Genomic DNA, 12,338 nt, shown 5'->3' on the forward strand with positions numbered 1-12,338 from the left:
AATTTTTAAAGAGCAACACCTTATATATCCTCAATACTACAATGCTTATCGTACAAATGAGTGTCCATATTAATATCAACCACCTTGACCATGTTACCACCGGCACGTTTGGCCTGAAACATAGCCCAATCAGCCGCCAACAAAAGATCCGCAGGCGTTGATTTTTGGCCCGGCCAATGAGTTGCTATGCCAAAACTCATAGTAATGCAATTAGAATTTGTTGATTTTTTATGCTTAATACAGAGTTCAGTAATAGATGAGCGCATTCTCTCCGCAACAACCAACGCTCCCTCCGCTGTTGTTTTGGGCAAAACAGCTACAAACTCCTCCCCACCGAAGCGAGCAACCAGATCACTGGGTCGGTGCAGTGTACCGGTTAAAACATTTGCTACTTGCACCAGGCAATCATCACCCATTAAATGACCATAAGTATCGTTATATGCTTTAAAAGAATCAATATCTGCCATAATTATAGATAAAGGGTTCGCCTCATTGACAGATCTGGTCCATTCAACAGCCAAAAACTCATCAAGACGCCGCCGGTTATGAATACCTGTAAGACCGTCCAGCGATGAAAGCCGGTATAAGGTACGGTTGGCCTCTTCCAGCAAACGTGTCACTTCGTGCAATTCCTTTTCTCTGGCTCTGCGCCTATCCATTTCATGCTTAAGTTTTAGAACTGAGCGCAGACGCACCAACAATTCCACCTTATTAAAAGGTTTTTTAACATAATCTACAGCCCCCGCAGCAAAAGCTGCCTGAAGATCATTAGCATCCGTCTTCGCTGTGACAATTATTATAGGAATATTTCGCAGACGTTCTTTCGCCCTGATTAGATTACATGCCTCTATACCGTCAATTCCCGGCATCATAATATCCATCAAAATCGCATCAATATTAGTTGCCCCGCGCCTCCTGTCATCTGTTATCCCAAGATAATCAAATGCCTCGTGTGCAGAATGTGCCATCAAGATATCAGTATAACCATCTGCCTGCAGAATAGTTTTAATTAAATTCAGATTATCAGGCAGATCGTCAACTACCAGTATGCTCATATTTTTGAGCCCCCTTAATTATTTCGGAATATTGAAATCGTTTATATAGTTAAATAACGCTATGTGATAATCTTTTTTATTAAATAATAACTCTCATATTTTTAATAGTTCAATCCACAAATTTAAAATAGACAGGTGATAGCCTGAAAACCTATTTTCTCACTAATAAAATACCATATTTTGATGCTATATAGTAGATATTTTTTTAAACATATGATCTTTTATATAATAGTTATATTATTTATGCCAATAAGATAAACAATTAGGAAAATTAAATTAGCATTTGACATTGCTATTGTTTAGTTTATTAAGAAAATATTACGGATAAAACAGGGACTTGCAGGATTATTATCACCACGAACGAATTATCTTATATGTAAATGATCATTTTTTTGAGGGGGTTATTCGTGAAAAAGCTACTGATTTATATTCTTTTGCTCTCATTATTGGGAGGCGGCTGTTCAACTGTCCCAAATACACAGACATTGAATAAGAATGTTACAGAACAAGATGTACGCAATGTTATCACAGAATTAATCAATGGAATCAACAGCGGCAATATTGAGATTGTGCAAAAATATGTGGAGGGGGCCGGACCGGTTGCCGAAAAACTAATTGAAAAATTACACAATAATATTCGCCTGACCAATATCAGGGATATATCTATTCAGGGCACCACCGCTCAGGCAACTGTGACACTGGAAATTGTTCCTTTGAAAATACAGAAAGATGTTGCGCTTCATTTTAACATAACTGATGTTTTGCTGCTGAACAGCCCACTGGGATTATTATCGTTATTGCTATAGTCCTTTCGTAGTATTTATTATGATATACTATTACCAACAAATTAAGAGGAGGTAATTATTTGGAGCAAAAAGAATCTCTTTGGACCAAAGATTTCATTTTAATCTGTCTGGCCAATATGATTATGTTTATCAGCTTCTATCTGCTTTTACCTACATTACCGGTTTTTGTTATTGATGTATTAAAAGGGGATAAGAGCAAGGTTGGCTATATCATTGGTATTCTGTCTCTAACAGCAGTCTTGGTGCGGCCAGTTTCCGGCTATATGCTGGATACCCTGAGCCGCAAAAAAGTTTTGCTTGTGGCCCTGCTGGCTTTTATCCTTTCTATGGCAGCTTATAATTTTGTCACCGGTTTAACACTCTTATTAGTTTTAAGGGCCCTACATGGTTTTTCCTGGGGTTTTACTACCACCGGGGCCGGAACCATCGCCGCTGATGTGGTACCGCCGACAAGAAGGGGCGAAGGAATGGGTTATTTCGGGCTGTCCAACACCTTCTCTATGGCGATAGGACCCAGCCTGGGTTTATTCATCATCAATAAAGCCGGCTTTACTTCGTTATTTAATGCCTGTGTGCTTACCGCCCTGCTAGGCCTATTGTTTGTTCTTCCCATATCTTATAAAGAACAGATTACTTCAAAAGATAAAAGTATTATGAGCCTGAATAGCTTTTTCGAGGCCAAAGTTTTTTCACTGTCAGCCATGATTTTTTTTATTGCCGTAGTCTATGGAGGTATTGTTTCCTTTATTACTATTTACGGAAAGGACCTGGGAATAAAAAACGCCGGCACCTTTTTTCTGGTATACGCACTCACATTACTATTGGTAAGACCGATAGCCGGTAAAACCTTCGACAAAAACGGCCCGCTGAAAATCATGGCCCTGGGCTTTATCTCCATATCCATGGCCTTCGTTCTTCTTTTTATAGCCAAAGGAAACACGCTTTTTCTTTTATCAGCCGTCAGTATGGGTATAGGTTTTGGCATAGTCCACCCCACAGCAATGGCTATGGCTATTAACCGGGTAAAACCTTACCGCAGGGGTGCCGCCAACGCTACTATTATGAGCGCCTTTGACTTAGGGATAGGTTTAGGGTCAATTTTTCTAGGCATTCTTTCCGATCAAACAGGCATGTCCTACATGTATCTAACCTGTAGTCTGATAATTCTAATACCGCTTGTCATGTTTTATTTGATAGATGCCCGGGAATTCATAAAAAAACGGGAAACAAAACACCACTCCCATAAATAGATTTATGTAAAGGATTCACTTAGCATGCATTTTGACACTGCTCCGGGCACAGTCTATCGCCCGCCGGGTGAGGCAAATAGCCTTATTATACGTGTAACCCTGGGTTGCTCTCACAATGCCTGCACTTTCTGCGGCATGTACAGAAACGTAAAATTTCGGATCAGAAAACAGGATGAAATTCTGGACCAGATAAATCGGGCTGTGCTTTACCTGCCTCATGCACGCAAGATTTTTCTGGCTGACGGCAATGCACTGGTGCTGCCTGCGGGCAAATTGCTTAATATAATGCAACTACTGCATTTAAATTTCCCCAGATTGACCCGCATTTCCTGTTACGGCGGGCCTAATGATATATTAAATAAGAGCCTTGATGAACTGGTTGCCTTAAAAAATGCCGGACTAAAAATCATTTACCTGGGTCTGGAGAGCGGTGACGGGGAGGTTCTGTCAGAGATAAACAAAGGCGCAACCCCCGCTGAGATGATTGAAGCAGGACAAAGAGTTATGGCTGCAGGTATAAAATTGTCCCTTATGATCATACTGGGTCTGGGGGGTAAAAAACATTCAGTGAATCATGCCCAAAACACCGCGCTCGCTATAAACAAAATTAATCCTTACATGTTGAGCACACTGACATTAATGCTGCAGAAAAAAATTCCCCTGGCGATTGCTGCGGAGCAGGGCAAATTTATAACCCTGTCCGATTTAGAAGCAATACAGGAATTAGAAATGATAATCCGCAATATTAATGTCAGCAGGCCTTGTATTTTTCGCAGCAATCATATTTCCAACCTGCTGCCGCTGGCCGGCACCTTGCCCAGGGACAAAGCTCAGCTGTTATCCGGGATCAACGAAATGCTTGAGTTTCTGAGTGAAAGGGGTGAATCAAAAATGGCTGTCTGGAAATGTAATGAATGCGGAGCAGTTATTGAAGGCCGTTGCAAACCGGGAAAATGCAAAACCTGCGGCGCGCCAAAGGATATGTTGATAAAAGAAACAGTGGAAGGAGAAAAAAAGAGCGCCACAAAAAAGTCGACTTAAGCGAATTTCGGTCAGACATAGGCACTTGTACCCGCTGGAAATCATGCAGTACTAACCTTAACTTATCCGCAAATCTAATATAGGCATAATTTACTGGAATAAGAAAAAGGTCACAGCTTGCAAACACAAGACTATGGCCTTTCTTATTGCACCATAAAAAACTTTTCTGATACTAATCGCTGTCATATTAATTTAATTGCCGGTCATTGCCTTTTGAATTTTTGCCCAAGAATCCTTTAGAGATACTATGCGGTTAAAAACAAGCCTGTTTTCGTTTGCCTCAATATCTATTATAAAATAGCCATGCCTCAAAAACTGGCAGCGGCTCCCCGGCAGCGCTCCTGCCAGACCCGGCTCAAGCAAACAATCAGTAAGCACTTCCAAAGAGTTTTCATTCAAACAATCTTTAAAGTCAACACCTTCTCTGGCGTCTTCGGGATTATCCTTAGTGAAAAGATGATCGTAAAGACGAACTTCCGCTGTTACGGCATGAGCAGCGGAAACCCAATGCAGTGTTCCTTTTACCTTTCGCACATCCGCATTTACACCGCTTTTAGTCTCAGGATCGTATGTGCAATGCAGCTCGATAATTTCACCTGTTGTCTCGTCTTTAACAACCCGCTCACATTTGATAATATAAGCATGCTTTAGACGCACCTCACGGCCCGGTGCCAGGCGGAAAAATTTTTTCGGCGGATTTTCACTGAAATCCTCCTGCTCAATATACACTACACGGGAAAAAGGAAGTTTACGGGAACCCATAGCCGGGTTCTCCTGATTATACTCGGCATCCAGTTCTTCTACTTGATTCTCCGGGTAATTGTCAATAACAACTTTCAGTGGCCGCAATACAGCCATCACTCTGGGAGCCCGCGCGTTCAAATCCTCACGAATACAGTGCTCCAGCATTGCAATATCAACTATACTGTTGCTTTTAGCCACACCAATACGGTCGCAAAAGTCGCGAATAGCTTCCGGGGTATAGCCCCGGCGCCGCAAACCGGATAAAGTTGACATCCTGGGGTCATCCCAACCATTAACATAGCCCTGCTCAACCAGAATGCGCAGTTTGCGCTTACTCATAACAGTAGAGCTCAAATTAAGACGGGCAAACTCTATTTGCTGAGGGTGACACTCAAGTTCCAGAGCATCCAGCACCCAGTCATAAAGAGGACGGTGATCTTCAAATTCCATTGTGCAAATAGAGTGAGTAACCCCTTCAATAGAATCCGACAGGGGGTGGGCATAATCATACATAGGATAAATGCACCACTTGTCACCTGTCCGGTGATGGGTCGCCCGTAGAATACGGTATAAAACCGGATCTCTCATATTTAAATTGGGCGAAGCCATATCAATCTTGGCCCGCAGCACGCGGGAACCATCCGGGAATTCTCCGGCTTGCATCCTCTCAAACAAATCCAGGTTCTCCTCAACCGAACGGTTGCGGTAAGGACTATCTCTGCCCGGTTCAGTCAGTGTACCCCGGTAATCCTTGATTTCCTGCGCGCTCAAATCACAGACATAAGCCTTGCCGGACTTAATCAACTGTACCGCATAATCATACAGCCGGCCAAAATAATCTGAAGCATAAAACATTCTGTCATCCCAATCAAAACCCAACCACTGCACATCTGCTTTTATTGAGTCTACATATTCAACTTCTTCTTTACTGGGATTGGTATCATCAAAACGTAAATTACAAAAACCCCCGTTATCCCTGGCTATACCGAAATTAAGACATATGGATTTAGCATGTCCAATATGCAAATAACCGTTAGGTTCGGGCGGAAATCTGGTTTGAACCCGTCCGTTGTTTTTGTTTTGTTTTAAATCTTCAGTAATTATGTTCTGAATAAAGTTTGAAGGTAATTCCGGTTTGATCGTCATATTATTGGCTCCTTAAGGTTTTCTCTCAGCTATCAAAACATATAATGTTAATCAAAATATAATTTAACCTGATTAAAGCAAAAAACTGGATTAAGCAAGCAATTTACTTATATATAATAACATTTCAAACAATCTTAAAGCAACTGTATCAAAACAATGTTTGCAACACTAGTTAAAATCCACTCTAATTTATAGATAACCAAACCTGCAGTCCGGCAAACATTTTATATTGACAATATCAGTTATTATTAATTTGTGACAAATATCACCCTTAGCTATATTATATTTAACACTCAAACATCATAAATAATGATAAAATTATTAATATGCAGATAGAATAAGAAGCTTATTTTAACCGTTGCAGGAGGTTCTCAACAATGAACAACAGTGAAGAAAACGATCAAAAACAACTGGCCAAAACTAATGTTAAGGGATTAGCCAAAAGCTATCTGTGTAAGATGAAAGGCGGTAAATGTCCCGCTATGAATAAATCATCTTTCACTGGTTTACTGGTTACATCAATAGGAAGCTTCATGGGCATTGGACTAATTACACTACTGGCCACCTACTATAAACTACCCCTGCTCTTGCCATCTTTCGGAGCCTCTGCGGTACTGCTTTACGGCGCCTGCCATGTACCTATGGCACAACCCAGAAATGTTATCGGCGGACACATAATCTCAGCTCTGACAGGGGTAACCACCTATCAACTCTTTGGCAACCCCTGGTGGGCAATAACACTGGCGGTAACTGTATCCATCGTTATGATGACAGTTACACACACACTCCATCCTCCCGGCGGTGCAACTGCCTTTGTAGCTGTTTACTCAAGTCAAAACTATAGCTTTGTTTTTTCCCCTGTTGGCATAGGAGTAACATGCCTGGTGCTCATAGCAGTCGCAGTAAATAATATTTCCAGCCAACGAAAGTACCCCGATTACTGGTATTAAATAACATATCCTTATTTATTTAAAACTGGAATATAAAGACTTGAGCTCTTCAGCCATGATCCCCAATTTATTATTATCAGCCAGCATTTCCAGCTGCAAAATGCAACCGTTAAAATGACCGTCCATAAAACCTTCGTAATACAAAGAATCGCTGCCTTGCTTAGCCCTGTTTTCCAAAATATTGTTATAAAGTCTAACTTGCACTTCATATTGCTTCTGAATATAGGCATAAACTGCAGCCTGTTTCTGATTCATACTAACCACCTTCACTCCTGCTATAAGCTTTATTTTGTCTTAATTTTACAATGCTCAGGCAATATCCGCAACATTAATATCCAGCTTGATATCAGTTTTCATGGCTTACGAAATGCTTGGCCGGCACTTTTAATTTGCAGCAGGAATAAAGGCAATTATAAAGAAATAATATATTAACCCATCCAAAAGCCAGGTGATAAAAAAGTGGAAGATATTATTGCAAGGATTGCTGAGCAAAGAATTCTTGAAGGCATACGAAAAGGCGATTTTAAAAATCTCGAAGGAGAAGGAAAACCCTTAAATTTAGAGGATTTATCACAAATACCGGTCGAATTTCGGGCCTCCTATACTATTTTAAAAAATGCCGGGGTACTGCCTGAAGAGATGCAACTGCACAAGGAAATAGTCTCTCTGCAAAGAATGCTTGACTGCTGCATGAAGGAAGATGAAAAACAGTCTTTGAAAACAAGATTATCCAAGCTGCTTCTCAAATACAACATTATGATGGAGAGAAGATGCAGGAGATAATTCACTGAATAAGCCTGTTTTTGACCATAGCCAAAGGAATTCTTAAGGTCAAGACAACAAATATTAATAGCCAGATTAGATCAGATAACATAGCCCATGATACCTGTCCCAAAATCAGCGGACGTATTAGCTGCACAGCGTGGTATAGGGGGGTTAGCCAGGGAAGAAAACCGGCCCAATCAGGAAGATTATCTACCGGAAAAAAAACCCCGCCAAACAAAAACATTGGTGAAATAAACAATGTAAAAAAATATCCGAAGGAATCATAGTTTGGTGCAATACTGGTCCAGATAAGAGACATAACACAAAAAGACATAGCCATCAGAGCCAGCGGCACAGGCAACAAAAGCGCCCAAACCGATTTAACCAAACCAAACATAACTACCACCATAAAAAAAACAACGCCGTAGAGAACCCCTTTACAGGTACCATATAGTATCTCACCCATAACCACATCATCCATACTCACAGGAGTGGCTACCATGCCGTGAAAGGTTTTCTGGTAACCCATACGGGTAAAACTGCCATAGGTCATTTCATAAGATGTAGCAAACATAGCCGAAGAGGCAATGAGCGCAGGGGCCAGATACTGAATGTAAGAGAGCCCGTTAATCTGGCTTACATAAGTACCCAGACCAAAGCCCATAGCCCATAGGTAAAGCATTGGCTCAACAAAATTAAACATGATATTGGCCTGCCAGGTCTTTTTAAAAACCAGCATATTGCGGTAGAAAACCTTCATAACCAACGGCCAGGATAAATCCGGAACAGTAGTTACACCGGACAACAAACGTTTTATTTTTTTCATAAGCATCCACCTCCCGCAAAATAACACCAAAACACCCATCATTCAATATTATTCTCTAACTCAGGCTGACTTCATCTACAATCACGCGTATAACAAACACATTGACAGTCACTGAAGATTACCGGAGGATTCTTCATCCAAACTCTCACCCGTCAGCTTCAAAAATACATCCTCTAAATTACTGGCTCTGAGTCTTCGGTAATTAATGGTCAATCCGAGTTCAGCAGCTTTTTGAGAAACCAACCGGGATAATTCCCGACCGTGATTAGTAAAGAGAAGCACATCGTCACCCAATGTCTGACTGCCTTTAACCATTTCTTCGCAGCCATTTAAAAGAGAATCATAATGCTCTGAAGCAATTCCTAACTCTAAAACCTCTTGACCAACATGCCGGTCTACCAGTTCCTGCGGCGTACCTTGCTCCAAGACTTTACCCCTATAAATTACTACAAGCATGTCACAAAGCTGCTCAGCCTCTTCTAAATAGTGTGTCGTCAAAAGTATGGTTGTACCGGCTTCCTTTAGTTTTCTTAAGCGCTGCCAAACCAGGTGACGGGCATAAGGATCTAATCCAGTAGTTGGTTCATCCAGAATTAATAGCTCCGGATTGTTGATCAGCGCCCTCCCTATAGTCAAACGCCGCTTTAAACCTCCGGAAAGGTTATCTACGACCTCACGGGATTTTTCAGTTAAATCCATAAACTCCAGTATCTCGTCTGAGCGCTTGAGTGCCAGTGCCTTTTTCATCCTAAAATAACTGGCATAAACAATCAGATTTTGGCGCACAGTCAGCTCCTGATCCAGGTTATCTTCCTGCGGCACCACACCGATTCTCCCCTTAATGCTCCTGCCTCTTGACATAATATTTTCCCCAAATACTTCGAGTTTGCCTGAAGTAACCGGGGAAAAACCGCAAATCATTTTTACTATAGATGTTTTCCCTGCACCGTTAGGACCCAGCAGACCCAAGCAATTGCCTCGGTATACTTCCATATTGACACCCTTCACTGCTTCAAAACCATCATAAGACTTTACCAAATACCTGGCATAAACTACTTTTTCTCTGACTTTATCACTCATCTGCATCACCCTGTAATAAGAATCCCGTATTGCCAATGCAAACGGTATTGGTGTTTTGCTCAAAACTCGATATGATAGTTAATATTGTAAACGCAATGGTTTGTTTTTCTTTCCACGATCCAATTATACAGTAGAGGAAGTGTTTGTGTATATACTTGTCGCCCTACCGGGCGAACGCTCCTGGGTTATTCGGACACTCCAAATCTTGATGAGTTCCGTACAGCCCGCAGATTTCCGGCCACACCTTGAATTTATATTTTTTTCGCAGTATTTCATCACCTAAAATCCCCAAATTACAGTTTTACACTAGTTCTATAAAACGCTGTTTAATTGCCCACTTATATTCTACTTTTGCAGGAATACGCCGTTTTATAGAGAATATTTAACACATGGAATGTAGTACCTAAAAATGAAGTGCTGCAATTAACCATCCCGGATTACCAAACTATAATGCTTCTATACAGTAAATTAACATGAAAGTATTATAATCCCTTGCGATTATAAATATAAAATTAATGAGTTTCTTGGGAACTATGACATCAACTCTTTATCTGGGCATCTTAGAGTTGATTGAGTTAGTGATGCAACCGACCTTGAAGAAAAAAGGTCGGTTTTTATTTTTTAAAGTACTGTTTTTAAAAAAACATAATAAAATTTGAACAATTATCAAATTATTGATTAAAAACTCATCTTCGTGGATTATAAAGTTAAAAATGTAGTAATTACTTAGTAAAGCACAGTTAGTTATTTTAGGGTTATTTTAAAATAAGGACATCAAAGGAGGATGGTTAAAAAAATGTCTGAATGTCCACGCTTAAAAACATGTCCATTTTTTAATGATAAAATGGCAAGTATGCCCTCAACAGCAGAATTGTACAAGAAGAAATATTGCATGACAGATTGTAGTAAGTGTGCCAGATACATGGTCCTTAAGGAAAAAGGTATGGATATGGTTCCTGCGGATTTATTTCCAAATCAATATGATAGGGCTAAAAAATTACTTAGCTAACAATAGTTTATATATAATTCCAAGTTAAAGTGCTTATTCTTAAACGCTTCGTCTTTGGCTGCTTAACTAACTGTGCATTTGCTAAGTCAAGCATATCGCATGTGTCGAGAGTCCAGGAGGGGTAGAATAATCTATCCCTCTTTTTTGTACTTATTATCACTATAAATATCATATGGATGGTAGTTTCACTTGGCCCGGTATCAAAATCAAGAGCGACATTATGCCTGTTAGCTAGGGAAACAAAAAAAGGTTACACAATAAATGTAACCCAATAATATTTATTTTTATTAGAAATATATTACCTCTATTTATGAATAATGATATTAACCATCCTAATCTGATAGTTAGTCCTTTTTAAGGTTTTAATTCTTTGTTTTAAGATTATCTTGAAGATTAATAAAAGCTTTTAACATATCTGAAGAGGCAAGCATCAATTTTTCAATATTTTTTGAATTACAATCCATTGATAAATTTTCAGCTGCCTCGTGTACTCTTCTATGGGGCAAATCCACTTCTACATAAGCCTTTATAGAACTGTATTTGTCCCTGTTTTCCTCATACCATTTGCCAAAGGCACATTCCTTGTAACCAGTAACTTTCACTTTTTTACCTGCATCTGCTATAGTCTTCTTAAGGAAATTGGCATGATCTATTAGTCTGGCAGCCAGGATACTTATAACCGATTTACTACCGGATAATACTAGACTCGGATTTATTATTTCGCACAGGTTATCTGCTTCATTTCTCAAAAGATTGCCGATATACTCACTTGTTTCTGCAAGAGCTTCGGATAAATCTGATAAATTTGTAGCAATGGCATTTTGTTCCTCTGTAGCACCTGATATATTGGCAATCATACTGGCACATTCTTCAATTTGGATTGTACCCTCCTGAAATATACCACCAACGTTGTTTGACTCATCCAGATACTGTTCAAAAGTGTTCTTCACATTTAATATGTTGTCATTTGTTATAGACGATTTTAAATTCATTTGTTCGGATATTTTTTTTACATTACCGACGGCATCCTTGGTTTGTGCAGCCAGTTTTCGTACTTCTTCTGCCACAACATTAAAACCCCTGCCTGCCTCGCCTGCTCTAGCCGCTTCAATAGCGGCATTTAGAGCCAGTAAATTAGTTTGATCCGCTATATAAGCTACATTCTGACTTATATGGTCTATTTGTTTTACCTGTTTTCCTAGTTCCTCCACATTGCTAACCATTTCTAATATGACATCTCCTGTTTTATCGCCAAATTGAGACAAAATATTAATCTTACTGACACCTTCTTCTGACCCAGCTTTTACCTGCTCCATAGTAGCATTAATATGCTGAACGGAGGAAGAAACCTCTTCAGTCATACCAGTCATTTGCTGACTGGTAGCAGACAATTCCGATGCTTTTATTGTTATCTCCTGTATCTTTAGCATAGCTTGAAAAGATATTAATTCAGTATGAGCTAAGGAAAAAGCAGCTAATGCGGTAATAAAATCAGAATTATCTCTCTTAGTTAGGCTATCTGTAGTAGACTTAGGTTTTGAGAAATTTAAAAACATAATGCTATATCCTCTCTTATTATGTTTACTTAATTTAATTAACTTTTATTAAATATTTCATCAACAATAGTGAAAATCTTCTTACAATAATTAATAGATATTTTACAATT

The 12,338-nt window shown here is 39.6% G+C and carries 12 protein-coding genes and 1 riboswitch; of the genes, 6 read left to right on the forward strand and 6 right to left on the reverse strand.

Going from position 1 to position 12,338, the window contains the following annotated elements:
* Nucleotides 1–20: 20 nt before the first annotated feature.
* Complete coding sequence (locus DTOX_RS18380) at nucleotides 21–1,055, reverse strand: GGDEF domain-containing response regulator (RefSeq protein ID WP_015759178.1); 1,035 nt, start codon at nucleotides 1,053–1,055, stop codon at nucleotides 21–23.
* Nucleotides 1,056–1,462: 407 nt separating this feature from the next.
* Between DTOX_RS18380 and DTOX_RS18385 the strand changes: the two genes are divergently transcribed.
* The 3 genes from DTOX_RS18385 to DTOX_RS18395 are packed head-to-tail and all read left to right on the forward strand — an operon-like array spanning nucleotide 1,463 to nucleotide 4,152.
* Complete coding sequence (locus DTOX_RS18385; RefSeq protein ID WP_015759179.1) at nucleotides 1,463–1,861, forward strand: hypothetical protein; 399 nt, start codon at nucleotides 1,463–1,465, stop codon at nucleotides 1,859–1,861.
* 59 nt (nucleotides 1,862–1,920) lie between these two features.
* On the forward strand, nucleotides 1,921–3,111 hold the full coding sequence (locus DTOX_RS18390) for an MFS transporter (RefSeq protein ID WP_015759180.1): 1,191 nt from the start codon (nucleotides 1,921–1,923) through the stop codon (nucleotides 3,109–3,111).
* 24 nt (nucleotides 3,112–3,135) lie between these two features.
* Complete coding sequence (locus DTOX_RS18395; RefSeq protein WP_015759181.1) at nucleotides 3,136–4,152, forward strand: RCKP-type rubredoxin-like domain-containing protein; 1,017 nt, start codon at nucleotides 3,136–3,138, stop codon at nucleotides 4,150–4,152.
* Nucleotides 4,153–4,344: 192 nt separating this feature from the next.
* On the opposite strand, the gene DTOX_RS18400 is transcribed toward DTOX_RS18395, so the two are convergent.
* Nucleotides 4,345–6,042, reverse strand: coding sequence for a glutamine--tRNA ligase/YqeY domain fusion protein (locus DTOX_RS18400; RefSeq protein ID WP_015759182.1), 1,698 nt, complete (start codon nucleotides 6,040–6,042; stop codon nucleotides 4,345–4,347).
* A 377-nt stretch (nucleotides 6,043–6,419) separates the two neighbouring features.
* Between DTOX_RS18400 and DTOX_RS18405 the strand changes: the two genes are divergently transcribed.
* Nucleotides 6,420–6,992 (forward strand): HPP family protein, encoded by a 573-nt coding sequence (locus DTOX_RS18405; RefSeq protein ID WP_015759183.1) that lies wholly within the window; start codon nucleotides 6,420–6,422, stop codon nucleotides 6,990–6,992.
* 15 nt (nucleotides 6,993–7,007) lie between these two features.
* On the opposite strand, the gene DTOX_RS18410 is transcribed toward DTOX_RS18405, so the two are convergent.
* Nucleotides 7,008–7,247 carry a hypothetical protein gene (locus DTOX_RS18410; protein ID WP_015759184.1) on the reverse strand — a complete coding sequence of 80 codons (240 nt, stop codon included), beginning with the start codon at nucleotides 7,245–7,247 and terminating at the stop codon, nucleotides 7,008–7,010.
* Nucleotides 7,248–7,451: 204 nt separating this feature from the next.
* Between DTOX_RS18410 and DTOX_RS18415 the strand changes: the two genes are divergently transcribed.
* Nucleotides 7,452–7,775 (forward strand): DnaJ family domain-containing protein, encoded by a 324-nt coding sequence (locus DTOX_RS18415; RefSeq protein WP_015759185.1) that lies wholly within the window; start codon nucleotides 7,452–7,454, stop codon nucleotides 7,773–7,775.
* Nucleotide 7,776: 1 nt separating this feature from the next.
* On the opposite strand, the gene DTOX_RS18420 is transcribed toward DTOX_RS18415, so the two are convergent.
* Both DTOX_RS18420 and DTOX_RS18425 read right to left on the reverse strand, forming a co-directional pair.
* Nucleotides 7,777–8,583 carry an ABC transporter permease gene (locus DTOX_RS18420; protein WP_015759186.1) on the reverse strand — a complete coding sequence of 269 codons (807 nt, stop codon included), beginning with the start codon at nucleotides 8,581–8,583 and terminating at the stop codon, nucleotides 7,777–7,779.
* A 108-nt stretch (nucleotides 8,584–8,691) separates the two neighbouring features.
* Entirely contained in the window at nucleotides 8,692–9,663 is a 972-nt protein-coding gene (locus DTOX_RS18425) for an ABC transporter ATP-binding protein (protein WP_015759187.1), read from the reverse strand.
* Between the two features lie 517 nt (nucleotides 9,664–10,180).
* A riboswitch (cyclic di-GMP riboswitch) is annotated at nucleotides 10,181–10,265 on the forward strand.
* A gap of 182 nt (nucleotides 10,266–10,447) precedes the next feature.
* Here DTOX_RS18425 and DTOX_RS18430 point away from each other — a divergent pair.
* Nucleotides 10,448–10,672, forward strand: coding sequence for a hypothetical protein (locus tag DTOX_RS18430; RefSeq protein WP_207635999.1), 225 nt, complete (start codon nucleotides 10,448–10,450; stop codon nucleotides 10,670–10,672).
* A gap of 362 nt (nucleotides 10,673–11,034) precedes the next feature.
* Here DTOX_RS18430 and DTOX_RS18435 read toward each other — a convergent pair whose 3' ends face one another.
* A complete protein-coding gene (locus tag DTOX_RS18435; RefSeq protein WP_015759189.1) occupies nucleotides 11,035–12,228 on the reverse strand; it encodes a methyl-accepting chemotaxis protein in 1,194 nt (397 codons plus the stop codon).
* Nucleotides 12,229–12,338 lie beyond the last annotated feature (110 nt).

Origin of the sequence: Desulfofarcimen acetoxidans DSM 771, assembly GCF_000024205.1 — a bacterium.
Lineage (GTDB): Bacteria > Bacillota > Desulfotomaculia > Desulfotomaculales > Desulfofarciminaceae > Desulfofarcimen > Desulfofarcimen acetoxidans.